Source organism: Ilumatobacter sp. (assembly GCF_039969435.1).
Lineage (GTDB): Bacteria > Actinomycetota > Acidimicrobiia > Acidimicrobiales > Ilumatobacteraceae > Ilumatobacter_A.
Genome location: NZ_JBDVNU010000004.1, coordinates 18243 through 38006 on the forward strand (window position 1 = coordinate 18243; position 19764 = coordinate 38006).

At 65.5% G+C, this 19764-nt stretch carries 22 protein-coding genes; 10 read left to right on the plus strand and 12 right to left on the minus strand.

Annotation, left to right across the window (positions count from 1 at the left end; translation table 11 throughout):
* Positions 1 to 17: 17 nt before the first annotated feature.
* Positions 18 to 1331 carry a bifunctional o-acetylhomoserine/o-acetylserine sulfhydrylase gene (locus ABJK40_RS00375; protein WP_348482916.1) on the minus strand — a complete coding sequence of 438 codons (1314 nt, stop codon included), beginning with the start codon at positions 1329 to 1331 and terminating at the stop codon, positions 18 to 20.
* Between the two features lie 265 nt (positions 1332 to 1596).
* On the minus strand, positions 1597 to 2064 hold the full coding sequence (locus ABJK40_RS00380; RefSeq protein ID WP_348482917.1) for an Lrp/AsnC family transcriptional regulator: 468 nt from the start codon (positions 2062 to 2064) through the stop codon (positions 1597 to 1599).
* A gap of 139 nt (positions 2065 to 2203) precedes the next feature.
* On the opposite strand from ABJK40_RS00380, the gene hppD reads away from it, so the two are divergent.
* From hppD to ABJK40_RS00395, 3 genes are read left to right on the plus strand one after another with little or no spacing between them, the layout of a single operon-like run.
* On the plus strand, positions 2204 to 3322 hold the full coding sequence (gene hppD, locus ABJK40_RS00385) for a 4-hydroxyphenylpyruvate dioxygenase (protein ID WP_348482918.1): 1119 nt from the start codon (positions 2204 to 2206) through the stop codon (positions 3320 to 3322).
* The gene (gene fahA / locus ABJK40_RS00390) at positions 3319 to 4620 is read left to right on the plus strand and encodes a fumarylacetoacetase (RefSeq protein WP_348482919.1); all 1302 of its coding nucleotides are present in this window, start codon (positions 3319 to 3321) and stop codon (positions 4618 to 4620) included. The genes hppD and fahA overlap by 4 nt, the downstream gene beginning before the upstream one ends.
* 2 nt (positions 4621 to 4622) lie before the next feature.
* Positions 4623 to 5810, plus strand: coding sequence for a cupin domain-containing protein (locus ABJK40_RS00395; RefSeq protein WP_348482920.1), 1188 nt, complete (start codon positions 4623 to 4625; stop codon positions 5808 to 5810).
* Here the strand turns inward: ABJK40_RS00395 and ABJK40_RS00400 are convergent.
* Positions 5794 to 6624, minus strand: a complete 831-nt coding sequence (locus tag ABJK40_RS00400; protein WP_348482921.1) for a phenylalanine 4-monooxygenase — start codon at positions 6622 to 6624, stop codon at positions 5794 to 5796. The genes ABJK40_RS00395 and ABJK40_RS00400 overlap by 17 nt on opposite strands.
* Positions 6625 to 6720: 96 nt before the next feature.
* On the opposite strand from ABJK40_RS00400, the gene ABJK40_RS00405 reads away from it, so the two are divergent.
* Complete coding sequence (locus ABJK40_RS00405) at positions 6721 to 7176, plus strand: Lrp/AsnC family transcriptional regulator (protein ID WP_348482922.1); 456 nt, start codon at positions 6721 to 6723, stop codon at positions 7174 to 7176.
* A gap of 127 nt (positions 7177 to 7303) precedes the next feature.
* On the opposite strand, the gene ABJK40_RS00410 is transcribed toward ABJK40_RS00405, so the two are convergent.
* Positions 7304 to 8608 carry a cation:proton antiporter gene (locus tag ABJK40_RS00410; RefSeq protein ID WP_348482923.1) on the minus strand — a complete coding sequence of 435 codons (1305 nt, stop codon included), beginning with the start codon at positions 8606 to 8608 and terminating at the stop codon, positions 7304 to 7306.
* Positions 8609 to 8701: 93 nt separating this feature from the next.
* Positions 8702 to 9598 carry an HTH-type transcriptional activator IlvY gene (gene ilvY / locus ABJK40_RS00415; RefSeq protein WP_348482924.1) on the minus strand — a complete coding sequence of 299 codons (897 nt, stop codon included), beginning with the start codon at positions 9596 to 9598 and terminating at the stop codon, positions 8702 to 8704.
* 136 nt (positions 9599 to 9734) lie between these two features.
* Between ilvY and ilvC the strand changes: the two genes are divergently transcribed.
* The 4 genes from ilvC to ABJK40_RS00435 all read left to right on the plus strand — a co-directional run bounded on the left by ilvC (position 9735) and on the right by ABJK40_RS00435 (position 13398).
* Positions 9735 to 11207, plus strand: a complete 1473-nt coding sequence (gene ilvC / locus ABJK40_RS00420) for a ketol-acid reductoisomerase (protein ID WP_348482925.1) — start codon at positions 9735 to 9737, stop codon at positions 11205 to 11207.
* A gap of 60 nt (positions 11208 to 11267) precedes the next feature.
* A complete protein-coding gene (gene modF, locus ABJK40_RS00425; RefSeq protein WP_348482926.1) occupies positions 11268 to 12731 on the plus strand; it encodes a molybdate ABC transporter ATP-binding protein ModF in 1464 nt (487 codons plus the stop codon).
* A 170-nt stretch (positions 12732 to 12901) separates the two neighbouring features.
* Entirely contained in the window at positions 12902 to 13138 is a 237-nt protein-coding gene (locus ABJK40_RS00430) for a hypothetical protein (RefSeq protein WP_348482927.1), read from the plus strand.
* The gene (locus tag ABJK40_RS00435) at positions 13135 to 13398 is read left to right on the plus strand and encodes a hypothetical protein (protein WP_348482928.1); all 264 of its coding nucleotides are present in this window, start codon (positions 13135 to 13137) and stop codon (positions 13396 to 13398) included. Before ABJK40_RS00430 ends, ABJK40_RS00435 begins: the two co-directional genes overlap by 4 nt.
* Before the next feature lie 111 nt (positions 13399 to 13509).
* Here the strand turns inward: ABJK40_RS00435 and ABJK40_RS00440 are convergent, their stop codons facing one another.
* From ABJK40_RS00440 to ABJK40_RS00460, 5 genes are all read right to left on the minus strand, one after another.
* Complete coding sequence (locus ABJK40_RS00440) at positions 13510 to 13764, minus strand: hypothetical protein (RefSeq protein ID WP_348482929.1); 255 nt, start codon at positions 13762 to 13764, stop codon at positions 13510 to 13512.
* Positions 13765 to 14169: 405 nt separating this feature from the next.
* The gene (locus ABJK40_RS00445) at positions 14170 to 14418 is read right to left on the minus strand and encodes a hypothetical protein (RefSeq protein ID WP_348482930.1); all 249 of its coding nucleotides are present in this window, start codon (positions 14416 to 14418) and stop codon (positions 14170 to 14172) included.
* A 337-nt stretch (positions 14419 to 14755) separates the two neighbouring features.
* Positions 14756 to 15331, minus strand: coding sequence for an antibiotic biosynthesis monooxygenase (locus ABJK40_RS00450; protein WP_348482931.1), 576 nt, complete (start codon positions 15329 to 15331; stop codon positions 14756 to 14758).
* Positions 15328 to 15945, minus strand: a complete 618-nt coding sequence (locus ABJK40_RS00455) for an NAD(P)-binding domain-containing protein (protein WP_348482932.1) — start codon at positions 15943 to 15945, stop codon at positions 15328 to 15330. The genes ABJK40_RS00450 and ABJK40_RS00455 overlap by 4 nt, the downstream gene beginning before the upstream one ends.
* Entirely contained in the window at positions 15942 to 16658 is a 717-nt protein-coding gene (locus tag ABJK40_RS00460; protein WP_348482933.1) for a type 1 glutamine amidotransferase domain-containing protein, read from the minus strand. The genes ABJK40_RS00455 and ABJK40_RS00460 overlap by 4 nt, the downstream gene beginning before the upstream one ends.
* 129 nt (positions 16659 to 16787) lie before the next feature.
* Here ABJK40_RS00460 and ABJK40_RS00465 point away from each other — a divergent pair, with 129 nt between their 5' ends.
* A complete protein-coding gene (locus ABJK40_RS00465) occupies positions 16788 to 17366 on the plus strand; it encodes a TetR/AcrR family transcriptional regulator C-terminal ligand-binding domain-containing protein (protein WP_348482938.1) in 579 nt (192 codons plus the stop codon).
* A gap of 277 nt (positions 17367 to 17643) precedes the next feature.
* Here the strand turns inward: ABJK40_RS00465 and ABJK40_RS00470 are convergent, their stop codons facing one another.
* A complete protein-coding gene (locus ABJK40_RS00470) occupies positions 17644 to 18066 on the minus strand; it encodes a nuclear transport factor 2 family protein (protein WP_348482934.1) in 423 nt (140 codons plus the stop codon).
* Positions 18067 to 18381: 315 nt separating this feature from the next.
* Positions 18382 to 19059 (minus strand): nitroreductase, encoded by a 678-nt coding sequence (locus ABJK40_RS00475; RefSeq protein ID WP_348482939.1) that lies wholly within the window; start codon positions 19057 to 19059, stop codon positions 18382 to 18384.
* A gap of 491 nt (positions 19060 to 19550) precedes the next feature.
* Between ABJK40_RS00475 and ABJK40_RS00480 the strand changes: the two genes are divergently transcribed.
* The coding region (locus ABJK40_RS00480; protein ID WP_348482935.1) for an alpha/beta fold hydrolase at positions 19551 to 19764 on the plus strand (214 nt) is incomplete at its 3' end.

Genomic DNA, 19764 nt, shown 5'->3' on the forward strand with positions numbered 1-19764 from the left:
GCGTCCACGAACCCCGGTCAGAGCGCCGCGGCGGCGAAACCCTGCTCGAGGTCGGCGAGGATGTCGTCGATCGACTCGAGGCCCACCGACAGTCGCACGAGCCCGGCGGTGACGGCGCTGGCCGCCTGCTCCTCGGGCGTCAACTGGCTGTGGGTCGTGGACGCGGGATGGATCACGAGGCTGCGGGCGTCACCGATGTTGGCGACGTGACTGTGCAGGGTGACGCCTTCGACGAACTTCTTGCCCGCCTCGTGGCCGCCCTTGATCTCGAAGGCGAGGACCGAGCCGTAGCCCTTGCCGCCACCGAGTTCCTTGGCTCGCTCGTGCCAGGGGCTCGACGGGAGACCGGAGTAGTTGACGGACTCGACCTGATCGTGGGCGTCGAGGAACTCGGCCACCTTCTGCGCGTTGGACCAGTGTCGCTCCATGCGCAGGCTCAGCGTCTCGAGGCCCTGGAGGAACATGAACGCGTTGAACGGCGAGATCGCCATGCCGATGTCGCGAAGCAACTGGACGCGGGCCTTGAGGATGAACGCTCCGTGGCCGAGGCCGGGCCAGTAGGGCAGGCCGTGGTAGCTCGGGTCGGGCTCGTTGAAGTTCGGGAAGCGCTCGGCATCGCCGTAGTCGAAGGTTCCGCCGTCGATGATCGCGCCGCCGATCGACGTGCCGTGCCCGCCGATGAACTTGGTCAGGCTGTGCACCACGATGTCGGCGCCGTGTTCCAGCGGGCGGATCAGGTACGGCGTCGCGACGGTGTTGTCGACGATCAGTGGCACCCCGACCTCGTGGGCGACATCGCTGACACCCCTGATGTCGAACACGTCGTTCTTCGGGTTGGGGAGCACTTCGCCGTAGAAGCACTTCGTCGCCGGCGTCGAAGCGGCTCGCCACTGCTCGAGGTCGTGCGGGTCGTCGACGAAGGTGACGCTGATGCCCATCTTCGGCAGGGTGTAGTGGAGCAGGTTGTAGGAACCGCCGTAGAGCGACGGCGATGCCACGACGTGGTCACCGGATTCGGCGAGGTTCATGATCGCGAGCGTCGTCGCCGCCTGCCCCGAGGCGACGGCGAGCGCTCCGGGCAGACCGATCGCGGTGATGCAGCCGCCTTCGAGCGCGTTGAGGCGCGCCTCGAGCGCCCCCTGCGTCGGGTTCATGATGCGCGTGTAGATGTTTCCGACCTCGGCCAGTGCGAACAGGTTGGCTGCATGGTCTGCGTTCTGGAACTCGAACGAGGTCGTCTGGTAGATCGGCACCGCTCGGGCCCCGGTCGTCGGATCGGGTTCGCCGCCGACATGGATCTGCTTGGTCTCGAAACCCCACTGGTCGCTCATGGGGGGACACACTACGCACGGAAATCCCGACCGGACAAGTCGGGATTCGGGTCGCCCTGCGGTCGAGTCGAAAACGACAGCAGCGGAACCCGGAGGTTCCGCTGCCGTCGTGCACGTCGTTCTCATTCACACGGGAGGGATGGTGAGGAGAGAATGACGTGGCGAACTGGGACGAACGTACCCCGGTCGCCCGCCGACCTAACTTCGCGTCGCAGAAAATTCGAGTGACCGCTGTCCGACCGCTCGAGGCGTCGATCTCGGCGTGTCAGTCGGGCGAGAACCGGGCGATCAGATCGGCCATCGAGCGGTCGATCCAGGTGTGCAGTGCGAGTTGCGTCCGAGTCCGAGTGATGCCGGGAAGTGCGAGCACCCGCTCGAGCACTTCGTGCAGATGATCGTTGGATCGTGCGACCACCTTGAGGTGCAGATCGCCGGGACCGGTGACCGCGTGCACCTCCAACACCTCCGGGACCTCACGAAGCCCGTCCACGATCTGGCCACCGCTCCCCTGTGCGATCTCCAACGTCGTGAAGGCCAGGACGCCGTGACCGACCGCGGCTGCGCCCACGTCGGGCCCGAACCCGGTGATCACGCCGTCGCGGTCCAGGCGATCGAGTCGCGCCTGCACGGTGCCCCGGGCGGCGCCGAGGCGACGAGCCATCTCCACGACGGGCAGGTTCGGTGACGATCGCATCAGTCGGATCAGTCGGACGTCGAGGTCGTCGATGGTCATGTTGACCAGTGTTGCACGCCCGAATCGCTCGATTTCCGGCACTCTGCCCAGTTCGAAGGTCGACTCTTGCGGAGATGATCGGCGAACACGAGCATCGTGTCGCGTTCTGCATGCCCGCCCACGATCTCCGGAGACTCCCGTGACCGCATTCGATCTCGCACCGACCGCCCCCGCAACGCGAATCCGAGGCTGGGACTCACTCGAGTTCTACGTCGGCAACGCTCGCGCCACGGCGGGATTCCTCTCCGCGGCCTTCGGCTTCCGGATCACCGCGTACGCGGGGCCCGAGACCGGTCGCGACGACGTGGCCTCCTACCTCCTCGAACAGGGCGACATCCGATTCGTCGTCACGGCGGGCCTGACCCCCGACTCGCCGATCTGGAGCCACGTCCGCGAGCACGGCGACGGCGCGCAGGACCTGGCGATGGTCGTCGACGACGCCACTGCGACCTACGAGGCCGCGATCGCCCGAGGTGCCACGTCGGTGCTCGAGCCCTACGAACTGTCCGACGACCACGGCACGTTGCGCCTCGCCGCGATCGGCACGTACGGGGAGACGAAGCACACGTTCGTCGACCGCAGCGACTACCGCGGCCACTACTGCCCGGGCTACGTCACCACCGGTCTCCCGTCGGAGCCCGAAGGGCCGTCGGTCGGGTTGACGCACATCGACCACGTGGTCGGCAACGTCGCCGAGGGCGACCTCGACCGGTGGGTCGCGTTCTACGAGGACGTGATGGGTTTCCGCCAACTCCGCCACTTCGACGAGCACCAGATCGCCACGGAGTACAGCGCCCTCCGCTCCACGGTGATGACCAACGACGCCGGAGTGACCATGCCGCTCAACGAACCCGCGGCCGGCCTCAAGCGCAGCCAGATCCAGGAGTACCTGGACACCTATCGCGGGCCCGGGGTGCAGCACATCGCGTTGGGCACGTCCGACATCGTGCAGGCGATCTCCGGGCTCCGGTCGCGCGGTGTCCGCTTCCTCGAAGCGAACGAGGCGTACTTCGACGACGTCCGGACGCGACTCGACTTCCTCGAACTGCCCTGGGACGCACTCCAACGTCTCGGCATCCTGGTCGACAACGAAGACGACGGCCACCTGCTGCAGTTGTTCACCGAGCCGATCACCGATCGACCGACCGTCTTCGTCGAGATCATCCAACGCGGTGGCGCCACCGGTTTCGGCGAGGGCAACTTCAAAGCGCTGTTCGAGTCGATCGAACGTGAGCAGGAGCGTCGAGGAAACCTGTGACCGCTGCGTCCATCTCGTCGGAGCCGGTCGCTTCGTGGGTGCCCGTCCCGGACGACTCACCGTTCCCGTTGCACAACCTCCCGTTCGGAGTCGGACGACGACCCGACGGAACGGTCGCCGCACTCGTTGCGATCGGCGAACACGCCCTCGACATCGGCGCTGCGAGTCGACAGTTCGCAGGCACCGCCGCAGCGCACGGACTCCTCGATGCCGCCGGCACCCTGAACGAGTTCGCCGGCCTCGGACGTCGCGCGCACCGAGCGGTCCGCGACCGGGCGGCGGCGGTGCTCGCCGACCCGTCGATGGAGAGCCTGCTGGCGGATGCGTTGATCCGACTCGACGACGTGACCATGTGTCTGCCGGTCGGCATCGGCGACTACGTGGACTTCTACTCGTCGCTGCACCACGCGACGAACCTCGGCCGACTCTTCCGCCCGGGCGGTGAGCCGCTCCTCCCGAACTGGCGGCACCTCCCCGTCGGCTATCACGGTCGATCGGGCACGATCGTGATCGACCGGACCCCCGTCGCCCGACCCGCCGGGCTGCGACTGGTCGACGACACACCCGTCGACGCCCCCACGACGGCGCTGGACTTCGAGTCGGAGGTCGGCTTCGTGTGCGGCGCCGCCTCGACCCCGGGCCGCCGCGTCAGCACCGCCGACGCGGAAGACCACCTGTTCGGTCTGTGTCTCGTCAACGACTGGTCGGCGCGCGACATCCAGTCCTTCGAGTACCAGCCCCTCGGACCGCTTCTCGGGAAGAGCTTCGCGACGTCCATGTCACCGTGGATCGTCACCCTCGATGCGCTCGAGCCGTTCCGGGTGCCACCGCCCACGCAGGATCCGGTGGTGAGCGAGTACCTCCGAACCGAGGCCTCAACGGGCTTCGACCTCCACCTCGAGGTGTCGATCCAGTCCGCCGACATGGCAGCGCAGGGCATCGATCCGGTGGTGATCAGCACAACGGGATTCGCCGACATGTACTGGACCGCTGCGCAGCAGATCGCTCACCTGACGGCGAACGGAGCGCACCTTCGCCCGGGTGATCTGTTCGCGTCGGGCACCGTGTCCGGCCCCACCCCCGGCAGCGAAGGCAGCCTGATCGAGATCACCCGGGGCGGCGTCCACACGGTCGCATTGCCCGACGGGACGTGCAGGGCGTTCCTCGCCGACGGCGACACGGTCACCGTGCGGGGTTGGGCCGGCAGCGACCCCCTCACCAGGATCGGCGTGGGCACGGTGACCGGGACGATCATCCCGTCACCGACCGACGACGACACGACCACGAAGGAGAACTGACCATGCCCCACTACCGCAGGGTCGGCGACGTCCCGAGGAAGCGCCACACCCACCACACCGACGATTCGGGTCACCGCTTCGCCGAGGAACTGATGGGCCAGGAGGGGTTCTCCTCGGACTCGTCGCTGCTGTACCACCGCCACTCGCCGTCGGCGCTCACCGCGATCGAGGCGATCGAGGTCGGCGACGACACCGTCGATGCGACACCCGATCGTCCCGTCACCCCCCGCCACATCCGCACGGCCCTGGTCGGCTCGGGCGTCGACGCATCCGGCGCCGACTCGTCGAGCGACGCAGTGACCGGTCGACGTGTGCTGCTCGTGAACGACGACGTCGAGGTGTCGTGGGTCGAGGCCGACCGGAGCAGCGGCCTGTATCGCAACGCCACCGGCGACGAACTCGTCTACGTCCAGGCAGGTACCGGCCGACTCGATTCGGTGTTCGGTCGCCTCACGGTCGGTCCCGGTGACTACGTGGTGGTCCCGGCATCGGCCACGCATCGGTGGATCGTGACCGACGGTCCGCTGCGGTTGCTCGTCATCGGGTCGCGAGGGCACATCGGGGCGCCACGGCGTCACCTCTCCGATCACGGGCAGTTCCTCGAACACGCGCCGTACTGCGAACGTGACCTGCGTGGCCCCGAGGAGCCGGTGGTGGAACACGACGACGACGTTCCGGTTCTCGTCCGGAACCGGGGCGGATGGTCACGCCACGTCCACCGTCACCACCCCTTCGACGTCGTCGGCTGGGACGGATGCGTGTACCCGTACGCATTGAACATCCACGACTTCGAACCGATCGTCGGCAGCATCCACCAGCCTCCTCCGGTCCACCAGACCTTCGAGCTGCCGGGCGCCGTGATCTGCTCGTTCGTCCCCCGACCGTTCGACTTCCACCCCGACGCCGTCAAGGTGCCGTACCACCACGCGAACACCGACTCCGACGAAGTGCTGTTCTATTCCGAGGGGGACTTCATGAGCCGGGCCGGCTCCGGGATCGGCGTCGGTTCGATCTCGTACCACCCGGCCGGGTTCGTGCACGGACCGCAACCGGGGAGCGTCGAGGGCAGCCTCGACGCCACACGCACCGAGGAGGTCGCCGTGATGCTCGACACGTTCGGTCCGCTCCGCGTCACCGACGCAGCGCGTGACGCGTCCGATCCGGACTATCCGTTCACCTGGGCTCGCTGAGCTCCGTGGGAGTGACGAGTCGGGCGATCGACTCGTCGGTCGCCGACTCGAAGAAGCCGCCGACCTCGCCGAGGACCTGATCGAGCGAGTCTGCGGCGAACAGCACGGGTTGGTACTCGTCGATGTCGTAGCCGGTCGTCGCCATCTCCCGCACGTCGATCCGGCGGATGTCGGCATGCTCGGCGAACCACGCGAGTTCGCCGACCGAACTGAGCAGGCCGGCCCCGTAGGCACGGACACTCCCCCGCTCCCGGACGACACCGAACTCGGCCGTGAACCAGAACACGTCGGCGAGTGCCTGCCGCTGGCGCTCGCCCTCGACCCGTTGCATCGCCTGCCCCGCCAGCCGATGGAGATCGGCGAGTTCCGGGCACGCGAGGGCGTTCGCGTGGCCGAACACCTCGTGGATCACATCGGGCTCGGGGGTGTAGAGCGGTGAACCCTCCCACCGCACGTACTGCGTCGACGAGAACAGGCCGCGCCCGAGTCCGCCGAAGAACTCGACGCTCGGAACGAGGCCAGGAACCGCACGGAACTCGAACCCGGTCAGCGGGAGGAGCGACTCGCTGACCTCGCGGAGTTGCGGCACCCGATCGGTGGGCAGAGCCAGTCGGTCCCGAGCGGCGAGGACCTCGGCCGACGCGTGTTGCTCCCAGAGCGGTCCGAGAGCATCGGCGACCTGCGTCCAGACACCGTTCTCGACGTCGGTGTACGCGATGTCAACAGCCGGGCTCTCCACGCCGGCGGCGAGCTCCGCCACCTCGGCGCGTCGCTTCCAGTACGTGTGGGGCGGCTCGATCGAGGCGTCGACCATCTCTCCATCTTCGCGGATGTCGATCGTTCGGTGCCTGAACAGGCGGACAACGGAGACGATCGGTGCCGAAAAGCATCGATGAGGTACTTTCGTACGATGTCGAACCTGGACGACATCGACCGTGAGATGATCGACGCGTTGCGAGCCGACGGCCGCATCTCGGCACCGGCGCTGTCCGAGCAACTGTCCATCGGACGTGCGACCGCCTACAACCGTCTCGACCGACTCCTCGACTCGGGGGTCATCGACGGGTTCTCAGCGCGCGTGGTTCCCGCCGCCGTGGGTCTGACGGTCTCGGCGCTCGTGATGATCGACGTCCGCCAGGGCCGGTGGCGCGACCTGCGCAGCGAGCTGCGGGCACTGCCGGGCGTGGAGTGGTTGGGGGTGGCGACCGGACGGTACGACTTCGTGCTGCTCGTCCGGGCCGCGTCGCTCGAACACCTCCGCGACGTCGCCCTCCACGAACTCCAACAGATCGACGGCGTGCGATCCGCCGAGACGATCGTCCTGCTCGACGAGATCGACCAGCGCCATCACCCCATCTGGTCCTGAGCGCCGCCTCGTCAGCGCACGGCGACGAAGATGACCGCGAGGACCACCACCACGGCGACGAGGCCGATGTAGTGGGGTGCCCGGCTCTTCGGGGCGGGGCCGCGGTTTCCCGGGGGCGCTTCGTTGCTCATGGTGTGAATCCCTTCGATTCGAGGTCGCGAGTGTCGTCGCCCGCGGGTGTCTCCTCGTCGCGTCGTAGGTCGAGGCGACGCATCAGCGGCGAGGCGCTGATCCCGTGCACTCCGATCGACAACAGGATCGTGAGCGACACGACGGCCCACACCTCGGGGAGGGCGCCACCGAAGTCGGCGTGGTTGGCGGCGTAGGCGAGGTAGTAGATGCTGCCGAGGCCGCGGATGCCGAAGAACGCGATGGCGATGCGCTCGCGCCCGGGCATCGGCCGCCCGATCAACGCGATCCATCCGGCAACGGGGCGGACGACGAACACGAAGAGAACGGCGAAGGCGACACCCGGCCAGGTGAGTGCGTCGAGGATCCCCTCGCTGAGGACCGCACCGAACGCCAGGAGCGCGACGGCGACCAGGATCGACTCGATCTGTTCGATGAAGTCGTGGGCGTTGCGCCGGTAGTCGTCATCGCCGGCGCCACGCACGAGCGCGGCGACGAACACGGCGAGGAAGCCGTATCCGTTCACCACCTCGGTGAGTCCGTAGACGAGGATCGTGGCGCCGAGCGAGAACAGACCCTCGCTGGTCTGGTTCCTGAAGAACTCACCCGTGCGATTCCCGAACACGTTGACCGCGGCGCCCAGCGCCAGTCCCATGCCCAGTCCGAGTGCGATCCGCAGCCCGACGTCGTACGCGACCCATTCGAGGAGCGAACCGGCGACGCCCGCAGTGGTGACGGCGATCGCCAGGTGCACCACGGGGAAGGCGAGACCGTCGTTCAGGCCGGCCTCGGTGGTCAGGGTGAAGCGGACTTCGTCGCGCTCGTCGTCACCTTCACCCGGTCGACCGAGTTGCACGTCGTCGGCGAGCACCGGATCGGTCGGAGCCAGCACCGCGGCGAGCAGGATCGCGGGCGCAGCGGCGAGCCCGAGGAGCACACCGGCGAGGCCGATCGCAGCGAGGATCGACAGCGTCATCGCGATCGCCAGCAGCCGCCAGACGCTGTTCCACCGGATCAGGCCGGGCCGTCGCTCGATGCGCAGACCCGCTCCGACGAGGGAGATGATGACGATGAGCTCGGTGGCGTATTCGATCGCGGCGCTGTCGAAACCGATGCCGAGCGGTCGTGGGCCGCGCAGCTCACCCGAGAGACTGAACGCGGCGAAACCGACGGCGACGTAGATGATCGGGACCGACAGCGGCCGAGCGTGCAGGATGCGCGGGAGCACCACCATCGCCACCATCGCGATGCCTCCGAGGACGAGCCAGCCGATGTGCAGGTCCCACGACAGGAAGCCGATCACCTGCCGGCAGTACCCCGACACGTCGAAGCGAAAACGACGGCGACGCTCGGTGTCACCTGCATCGACCGTGGTGCCGCATCGCGGACGCTCGGATCAGCCGGACGACGGTGCAGCCTCGGGGAGGAGCGACCAGAAGGCGCTCACCAGTGGGTTCGCGAGGTGACGCTTCAGGGTGAACAGCCCCAGGTCGTAGGCGGCGAGGGCGGGCGTGACGTCGAGAATGCGGACGCGAGCGGTATGTGGGCTGTTGTCGAGCACGATCTGGGGAACCACTCCGACCCCGAGCCCCAGGCTGACCATGCTGACGATCGCCTCGTTGCCGGCGACCCTGGCGTAGATCTTCGGTGTGACGCCGAAGGTCCGGAACCAGTTGTCGACACGTTCTCGGGCAATCCCGCTGGTTGCGAGGATCATCGGGGTCTGCTGCCAGGTGGCGGGGTCGTCGAGTGATGTCTGCGTGGGGTCCGCCGGGTCGATCGGCGCGATGAAGACGAGCGGCGAGGTCCGGATCGGCTTGAAGACCACCCCTGCCGGCAGGCTCCCGGGGCGAGCGGCGATGGCCAACTCCTCCTCTCGCGCCAGGACTCGGGAGATCGCCTGCTCGGGATCCCCGGTCTGCAGCTTGATCTCGACCTGGGGATGAGCGGGTCGGAAGCGGTTCAACAGGTCGACCAGGATGCTGTGGCTGGCCGTGACCGAACACCACAGGCTGATCTCGCCCTGGAGTTGCTCGGCCGGGTCGGTGAGCTCGTAACGGATCTGCTCCCACTGCTGCAGCGCGTCACGGGCGTAACGCTGGAACTTGAGCCCTTCGGCGGTGAGTTCGACGGTGCGGTTGTCGCGATCGAACAGCGACACGTCGAGCTCGGTCTCCAGCTGGCGGATGTGGCGCGACAGTGCCGAGGTGCTGATGTTGGCTCGAGCGCTGGCTCGACCGAAGTGGAGGGTTTCGCTGAGGACGACGAAGTGTTCGAGTGTGGTGATGTTCATCGGGGTGTGAGGCGAGGGGCTCTGCACGAGTGTTGCACGAATCGGGATGATGCGTTGCACATATGTCAATTTCCGAGACGATCACCGACCGTTAGGATTCGTCCGTCCGACCCTGCGAACACAGATCGAGTGCCCCATGGCCAACTACTTCAACACCCTCCCGCTCCGAGAGCAGCTCGCCGAACTCGGCAAGTGCCGTTTCATGCACCTCGACGAGTTCACCGAGGGCGTCGACGCGCTCAAGGGCAGGAAGATCGTCGTGATCGGCTGTGGTGCGCAGGGACTCAATCAGGGTCTGAACCTTCGAGACAGTGGCCTGGACGTCTCCTACACACTGCGCGCCGAGGCCATCGAGCAGCAGCGTCAGTCGTGGAAGAACGCCACGGAGAACGGCTTCACCGTCGGCACCTATGAAGAGCTGCTTCCCACCGCCGACGTGGTCTTGAATCTCACCCCGGACAAACAGCACTCCTCGGTGGTCGACACGATCATGCCGCTGATGAAGCACGGCGCCTGCCTGTCGTATTCGCACGGCTTCAACATCGTCGAAGAGGGCATGCAGATCCGCGAGGACCTCACCGTCATCATGGTCGCCCCCAAGTGCCCGGGCTCGGAAGTCCGCGCCGAGTACGTGCGCGGCTTCGGTGTGCCGACCCTGATCGCCGTGCACGAGGACAACGATCCGAACGGCGAGGGTCTCGCACTCGCGAAGGCCTATGCCGTGGGCACGGGCGGCCACAAGGCCGGTGTGCTCATGTCGTCGTTCATCGCCGAGGTCAAGTCCGACCTCATGGGCGAGCAGACCATCCTGTGTGGCATGTTGCAGACCGGGTCGCTGTTGTGCTTCGACAAGATGATCGAGGAGGGCATCGATGCCGGCTACGCGTCGAAGCTGATCCAGTACGGCTGGGAGACGGTCACCGAAGCGCTGAAGTACGGCGGCGTCACCAACATGATGGACCGTCTGTCGAACCCGGCGAAGATCCGAGCCTTCGATCTGGCGGAACAGATGAAGGACATCATGCGTCCGCTCTACTGGAAGCACCAGGACGACATCATGACGGGCACGTTCTCGTCGGGAATGATGGACGACTGGGCCAACGACGACGCCAAGCTGCTCGGCTGGCGGGCGGACACCGCGGAGACCGCGTTCGAGAAGACGCCGGCCGGCGACGTCGAGATCTCCGAGCAGGAGTACTTCGACAACGGCATCCTCATGGTCGCCATGGTGAAAGCCGGCGTCGAACTCGCCTTCGAGACCATGACCTCCGCAGGCATCGTCGCCGATTCGGCCTACTACGAGTCACTGCACGAGACGCCCTTGATCGCCAACACCATCGCCCGCAAGAAGCTCTACGAGATGAACGCGACCATCTCGGACACGGCCGAGTACGGCTGCTACCTGTACAACCACGCTTGTGTGCCGCTGCTGGGTGAGTTCATGAAGGGCATCTCGACCGATGTCATCGGCAAGGGTCTCGACCTCAGCGACACCGGCGTCGACAACGCCCGCCTCATCGAGGTGAACGCAGCGATCCGCAGCCATCCGGTCGAGGCGATCGGCGCGGAACTGCGCGGCTACATGGCCGACATGAAGCAGATCGTCTAGAGCGGATCGTCTCGATCAGCTCGTCTCGATCAGACTTTCTCGATCAAGCTCTCTCGAACCGTGGACGCCATTTGTCTCGAAGCCGTGTCGGTCGACTTCGACGGGCGATTCCGCCTCGACGACATCGACTGGGTGATCGAACCGGGACAGCACTGGCTGGTCACCGGTGCCAACGGCTCCGGCAAGTCGGCGCTCGCGGCAGCGCTCGCCGGGGTCGGCGAGCGGGTCTCGGGGAGATGGTCCGGCGTACCCGAACGGGTCGCACTCGTTTCCTACGAACGGCAAGCCGAGCTCATCGAAGCCGAACGTCGCAAGGATGATGCCGACATCCTGGATGTGATCTCGCACGGCACACCCGTCCGAGAGATCATCGACGCGGTGTGCCGGGATCACGAACTGGCGAACGAACTGGTCGACAGGTTGGGCCTGCGGCCGCTGGTCGATCGAGCGTTCCGCAAACTCTCGACCGGCGAGACCCGCAAGGTGATGCTCATCGGAGCGCTGACGAGTCAGCCGGATCTGCTCGTTCTGGACGAACCCTTCGATGGGCTCGATCATGATTCGCTGGCGTGGCTCCAGGAGTACCTCCGTGTCCTCGCAACGACGGTGCCCATGGTCATCGTGCTGAACCGGTTCGATGAGGTTCCGGAGTTCATCACCCACGTCGCGTACGTCGACGACGGTCACCTGCCCCATCGGGTGGAACGCAGCGACGAGCCTGCGATGGCCGACCTCCGACGGCTCCTGCATCTCACGACGAGCGATCTCGACGTGCCGAAGGCCGATCCTGCTGATCGGCTGCCTGCTCTCGACCCCGACGAGCCTCTGGTCCGAATCACCGATGCCTCGATTCGTTACGCCGAGAACACGGTCTTCGAGCATCTCGACTGGACGATCGAGCCGAACCAGCACTGGCAGTTGAGCGGGCCGAACGGCAGCGGCAAGACCGGCCTGTTGTCGTTGATCACCGGCGATCATCCTCAGTGTTACGTCAACGACATCTTCGTGTTCGGGTTCCAGCGCGGCACGGGGGAGAGCATCTGGCAGATCAAGCAGTACATCGGATACGTCTCGACTGCGCTGCAGTGGGAGTACCGGGTCGGTACCGGGCTGCGAAACGTGATCATCTCCGGCTTCTTCGACAGCATCGGCCTGTACAGCAAGAGCACCGACACGCAGCGGGCAATCGCCGATGAATGGCTCGCGCTGCTGGGGATGTCGGAGCGTGCAGACGAGCCGTTCAACAGCTTGTCGTTCGGCGATCGGCGCCTCGTCCTCATCGCCCGTGCGATGGTGAAACACCCGCCGTTGCTGATTCTCGATGAACCGTGCCTCGGTCTCGACGACATGAACCGTCAGTTGGTCCTCGCATTGATCGAACGGATCTGTGCGTCCAACGAGACGGCGGTGTTGTACGTCAACCACCGGTCACAGGACGCCATCCGCGGCATCGACAATCACCTCACGTTGACGAGCGACCCGGCGGGCCAGTGCTGCGTCGTGCAACATGTGCGGTGTCCCTGATCGGCACATTGGTGAGGCCCGGCACGGTGCTCGGGTTGAACATCATGGGACGCCCAGTGATGCGCAGTTTGGCGGATCCAGAGCGGGGTGAGGTGTCTCGCCTGTGAACGTTCCGGGCGGCGTCGTCAACATGTGTTGACGGCTGTTCAATTTGTCGTTACGCTTCCGAGGTGGACATCGAGGCGAGCGTCCGCAAGCACGGTGTCTCCGATGAGGACATGCTCCATGCCCTCCGACATCACTGGCGAGCCTTCGAGACCGATGACGACGCAGTCACGATGTTCATCGGTCCGTCCACGAGTGCCGATCCGCTGGAGGTCGCCGTCGTCACCGACGACGATGGAACAGCGGTGATCCATGCCATGCGGGCTCGAGCGAAGTTCCTGAAAGGACTGGGAAAGCAATGACTTCAACACGGCAAGAACGAGCAGCCAACCTCGAGCGTTGGGCCGACGAGGTCGACTCCAGCGATCTTCGCGAAGTCGACACAGATGCTTTGCGCCAGATCGCCGAACTTGTCGACCAGCGGCGCCACGTCGAGGACGAACTCGATGCGGCTGTACGAGCCGCCCGCAGCGCCCATCGATCGTGGTCGGAGATCGGAGCGATGCTCGGTGTCACCAAGCAGGCTGCCCAGCGAAAGTACGGCAGCAAGACCGTTGCCTGAACTCCGGCCATCGGAAGCTCAGAACGCCACAGTCGTGGCGCCGCAGTGACCGCTCTTGATTGGCACATCTCGCGAGCGGCAACCCGCTCGCGAACGCACAGCGACGGCGCCTCATCGGTGACGGTCGCGCTGGCTTCGTGAAGTCGGGCGTAGCTGCGGGCAGACCGTCAGCTCGAAGCCATCGAACACGCTTTGCCCGCGAAGCCGGCTTCGGACCGATTCGTCGAAGATCAGCACCGTCGCATCGATCCCGCCGCCAGCTCCAAATGTTCCACCGTCACTGAACCACACATCGGCTTCCTTCGCGGCTCGGCTCCCGAGCAGGTCGAACGCCGTGCGCGCGATCGGCACTTCTTCGAGCGGCAACCCGCTCCAGATCGCCAGCGGTCAGATGACCTCGACGGCGACTGCATTGGCGTGTGCGGCGAGCGCTTCGATGTCGGCTCGGTCACCTGTCAGGACCGTCCCTCCGGGCTCCGATATCGCGACGACGAGTGCGTCGACAGCTGAACCGGCTCTGACCCGTCGCCGCAGCTCGGCTGCTCGCCGTGCAGTCGACTCGCTGACTGTCGGTTCGATGATGCACATCTTCAAGAATCGGTGGGTGTTGGCGTCGCGCCTCGGATCTCCTTGTAGGGATTCGACGAGAACCATCGTCGGGACCACTGGTGGCCACAGTTCCTGAGCCTTGAGCGCTCCGATGAGCGACAGTGCTGTCTTGGTGCGCGCAGACAGGCGCGACACGCCGCCGCTGTCGAGGACGAGCACGGGTCACCCGACTCGGTCGAGCGACCGATCGCGGATGCGTCGAGCGATTGCATCTGCGGTGGCCCGTTGACGCTGGCTGGGATCTCCGACCTCAGCGGCGAGTTCTTCGAGGTATCGGTCCGTCTCAGCGAGTGCGTCCTGGCGCTCCAACTCTGCGCGGAGCGCAACCTGCAAGAGTTCCGAGGCTGGGAGGTCGCGCTGCTTCAGCTGCTCGTGGAGATCTTCGGGCAAGTACACCTGAACACGAGGCATACGCCTAACCATACGCCTACCTTCGGCGCGTATCAACAAGCGCCTTCGATCGCTCAGACCGCTCTGTACCGGCACGTCGACCCGTATGCCGACCATCCGTTCCTCGCCGAACTGATGAACGGCGGGGGGTGTCACGGAACCGCTGGCGGCCCGCCCTCAATGCCTTCGCCACCACCTTCGAGGCCGCTCTTCTGAGGCCCGAAGATCCCCAACAACAACCATGAGCCAGGTCAGTTACACCAACGATCTGACGATCCCTGGCATGGTGACCACGGTCGGGTGAAGTCGCTACGAGGCTGACGAAGATCGAGTCGCTGCGGCCACCCGTAACCCGATGTCAGGCCGTTTCGTTGATGGGGTAGATCCAGGTGGCGAGACGTTTTGTCAGCCAGGGCAACAACACATACGTCATCAGCGTGATCTCGATGGCGATCACGATCGCAAGGCGCAATGGGGTGGGCCAGTCACCGATGAACGCGGTGGCGAGCGCGCCGAACACGAGGACGAGTACGTAGACGACGGCTCCGATCAGGAGCGCCATTCGCCAGCGCACCGGTTGAGCGACGTTGGTGCCTGGTGGCGGGCTGAACCAGAGTTCGAAGCCGGTGTGGGTATCCCAGACCGGGTCGTTGTCGACGATCGTCGCAGCCTCGGCTTGGGATTGGTGGAACAGGTCGCTGCGCTGGAATGCTTCGAGGTGTTCAGGCGTGGCGAAGCGGAACACGCTCGTGTACCGATCGTGTTGAGCCGAGGGGCGATGGACGTCGGCGCCGAGGAAGCCGTCGAGGTGTTCAGCCTTGACAAGGAGGCGGTGGAGCCATGCTTCGTAGTCCTCTCGCCGCTCGGCAGGCACGGTGCGAGTGACGATGGTCGTGACAGGACCGTCCTGCCCGAGGCCGTCGGGGTCCGTCATCGTTCGAGGCGGGCGAAGCCGAAGCTTCGCCCGAGACCGGTTCGGAACGCGAGGTGGATCCACAGCTCGGCGGCGTTCTCGACGATCCGAGCGGTGGTGCGGTCACCGACGACGAGCGCGTCGAACCCGATGTCGGTAGCGAGTTCGGCGATCAGGTCGGCTCCGGGCTGGTCGCCGGCGATCGGGAGGAACAGCGCCCTGGAATCGATCGTGGGCTTCACGAACGCTTCGGCGCCGATCGTGTTGAAGCCCTTGACGACGGTCGCTGACGGGTTCGTCTCGGCGATGACGTCGAGGATGCTGGTCGCACCCTCCGGCAACTCTTCGCCGACGGTGTTCGTGGCGTCGACCAGCACGGCATCACCGACGTCGCCGAGCGCTGCGACAGTGGCGGTCACCGCCGCATACTGCACCGCGAGCACCACGACGTCTCGTCCCTCGGCAGCATGGTCGAGCGAGACGACATCGAGCCCGAGCTCGTTTCGGGCCGCAACGGCTTTGTCGCTCAGCGGGTCCCGGGCCCCGAGCACGACGTGGTGACCGACCGACATGAACGCCCGTGCGAGATTCGTGCCGACGATCCCGGCACCCACCACACCGATCGAGCGGGTCATCCGATGTCTTCGATCACGAGCTTGGCAGCCGCAGCGCCGGAGTTCTGCTGTTGACCGGTGATCAGATTGCCCGACCGGATCGCGTGGGCCGACATCGGCTCGGCAGCGACGAACGTCGTGTTGTCGATCTTGGCGGCCTCGTCCTCGATCCAGAAGGGCTGGAACTTCTGGCCCACGTTCTGCTCGACGTACTCCTCCTCGGCCCTCGTGAATCCAGTCCACTCCTTCCCGGCCACGATCAAGTCGCCGTTCGAGTCGGTCACATCGAGCAGCACGGCGGTTGCGTGACACACGACGGCGGTCGACTTGCCTGCTTCGTAGAAGTCGCGCACGACACCCTCGACAGAGGGATTGTGACGGAAGGTCTCCATCGGACCCTGACCACCCACCAGGAACACGGCGTCGAACGCCGACGCATCGAGGTCCGACAGAGGCGTGGTCGATTCGAGCAGTGCCTTCTTCTCGGGGTTCTCGAGGAAGCGCTTCGAGATCTCGTCGTCTGCCGAATAGCCGTTGTCGGCATAAGGATCGGAGAAGTCGTCCATGTACAACGCTCCGCCATCAGGGCTGAACAAGGCGATGGCGAAGCCAGCGTCTGCGAACTCCTCGTACGCGTGGGTCAACTCGGCGAGCCAGAACCCGATCGGCCAACCCGTGACCGAGGAGACTGCCTTGTTCGACAGGACGAAAGCAACATTCTTCTGTTCGGACACTGGTGTCCACCTTCCTGTTGGGGAACACCACCACGGTGTTCCGATACAGCCATGTAACGATTACGGATCGTAGGGCATTCCCACATTCGTGACAACCGTGGATCGAAATTGGTAGTTTCGTGTTTCGTGATGAATGAGCCATCGACACGAGGCCGACCACGAGACCCTGATCTGGAGCGCGCAATCGTCGAGGCCGCCCTGGACATCCTTCGGTCCTCAGGCTTCGCCGGACTGACATATGTCGCCGTGGCCGAGGAGGCCCACACGACTCGACCGGCGATCTACCGCCGCTATCCCGATATCACCGGACTCGCGGTCGCTGCGGTCGCCTCGCTTGCAGAAGCGACAGCCCCCGACCGCTCCGGCGACCATGTCGACGACCTCATCGCAGAACTGGCCGCCTTCCGCTCGGGCATCGTCGCTGCGAACGGCCTCAGCCTCACTGCGGTCATCTTGAGCGAAGCAACTGATCCCGCCATCAAAGACGCCTACCGTGCAGCGGTCGTCGCCCCGCGCCGTAGGCGAATCGCGGCGATCATCGCCGCAGCCGCCGCCGACGGAACCATCCGTGCCGACCGACCGACACAGCAACTGCTCGTCACCATGTGCACCGGTAGCTGGTACGCCTACGCCGTCGCAGGAATCACCCCACCGCGAAACTGGCCGCAACAAACTGCCAAGATCATCCTGACCAGCCGAACGAACTGAAGCTCATCACCCGCGCTCGACAACGGTCTGTCCCGCACTAGCGCATCTCAACACCCGGCTTCGCCCAGATGACCGCCCGAGAACGGCACGTCGCTGCTCGGGCCGTCATCCCACAATGCGCGTCGCCAACCGCGTTTTGGGGTGCCCTCAAACGCCGGCTCGACCATGCCTCCCGAATGCCGCCGACGCCTCGCACTACTGCACTCCCAGTACGCCGGCGATTCAGCGTTGCGCGCCAGGTACGTAATAAGCAGCGCGAGCGAAGGGCAACGAAAGGTCAGCCGTTGCCGGCGATCGCGTCGTCGGTCGGTCGGTCGATGTAGACGCGTTCGTTCGTCATGAGGTTGTCGTCATCGAAGTCGAACACGGCCCACAGCTTGACCTCGAAGCCGTCGCCCGTGGTCTGATCGGAACCGCGGAGGTAGAAGTGCAGGACCGTCTGTCCACCCGGAGCGATCTCGATGCTGATCAGTTCGTTTCGCTGGTCAGGGATTGCTGCTCGGCCTTCGAGCCAGTAGGCCATGACGTCGTCGTGGCCATCGACGATGCGGCCATCGGGAAACTCGTACCGAGCGTGGCTGAACGTCGCCATGGTGCGATCCCACTCCTGGGTGTTCTCGCTGTTCATGTGTTCGAGCGTCACCAGTGCACGTTGGACGGCGCGTTCGGAGGAGACGAGGAGGTCGGGTGCGGCAGTCATTGATGGTTCCTTTCGCGACAACGGCGATGCTACGAGCAACGCTCGCCCTGACATGCACGCATGCATCCCGATCACCCTCTCACGCCCGCACATGCGAACGGACCCCCAAACGCCGGGTCTGCGCCGGTTTGACGATCGTGTCACGGGCCCAGTCGAGCTGCGCAGATTGCGACTCGACGAGCTCACGAACTCGTGATCACCTGGCACCTCGACCAACCGCCATCCGACTCGTCGATCACACGGGAAGTGGAGCGCATGAGCGACACGCTCCACCAAGACCTCCAGCTCCGACTCATCGCGTGCCCACCGCGAGCCTCATTCGTCGAAGCCGACGAAGACGGTGGCATCAGCCACTGGCTTGCGTTCGGAGATCACCGCGTTCGCCGGGAAGGTCTCGTCTGGCCAGCCCAGAGCGACGCTCTTCATGATCACCTGGTCGTCGGCGATCCCGGCGTGCTCGCGCACCACGGGCGATTGCATGATGCCCTGGCTGTTGATGACCGCACCCAGCCCGCGCGACCAAGCGGCGTTGACCAGTGCGGTGGTCACGGCGCCGCAGTCGAATGGTGCGTCGTCGCTGCCGTCGAGCACGCGGTCATAGGTGACGATCACGCAGACCGGCGCGTCGAATTGCCGAAAGCCGCGCAACACCCAGTCCTGGCGACCCTGCTTGTCCTCGCGGGCGATCCCCATCGCGCCGAAGAGTTGCTTCGCAACGCTCACCTGTCGGTCGCGGTGCTGCCCGGTGAATTCCGCGCCGAAGCGGAACTCACGCGACTGCGGTACGCCTGCCAGATTTCGTTCGGTGTTGCCGGCTCGGATGCGATCCAGGGGCTCGCCGGTGATGATGTAGAAGTTCCACGGCTGCGTGTTCATCGACGACGGCGCGCGCATGGCCAGCGCGATGATCTCCTCGATCAGCGGCCGAGGGACGGGGTCGGGCTTGTAGCCGCGGATGCTCCGTCGACCGAGGATGACGTCGTCATACGACATCGAGAACCCCTTCGGATTGGGCATGGATGATCCTCTCGGATGGATTGTCGGCTTCGGCGTGTGGTCACGACCGAACGGATCACCAAGTGTGACCGACACCGCCGCCGCACCGATCACCGGCCCATCTCCTCCGGTGCTTGCCACGCAGAACTCCAGACCACCATCGCTTCTCGCTCCACCCCGAAACGGCGCACCTGCGCTGCCCCTACCGCCGGGTCGAAGATGGGGTTCTTGGCCAATTGGCTGCCAGGACCGTTCCGATGCACCCGATTTCGATGCAGGACCCCGGATCGAGACGATCGCCCGCCGAGCACCGGTGGAGGCGAGAGGCTGAAGTGGCTCAGGGGAGCGGATACAGGACGGTGAACCATGGGGCCTGACATCGTGGATCACTGGCAGCGCCGACGTGACGCGACGACGCCGGTGCTGCCTTCGTCGATGCGGAGGCTTGCGGCGATCATCTCGCCGGTGAGAGGCGCGACTAGACAGGGTTGATGTTGAATCACGTGAGGAAAGGGAGCGGCAGTCCGCTGCTGCTCGTACACGGTCTGGGCGCTGGGATGCAATCGTGGTCCCCGATCATCGACGAGCTGGCCGAGCGCCGTGACGTGATCGCCGTTGACCTGCCGGGGTTCGGCGAGACGCCGCCCTTGACCGGTGAGGTCTCGATCGCCACCCTGACCGATTCCGTCGTCGACTTCATCC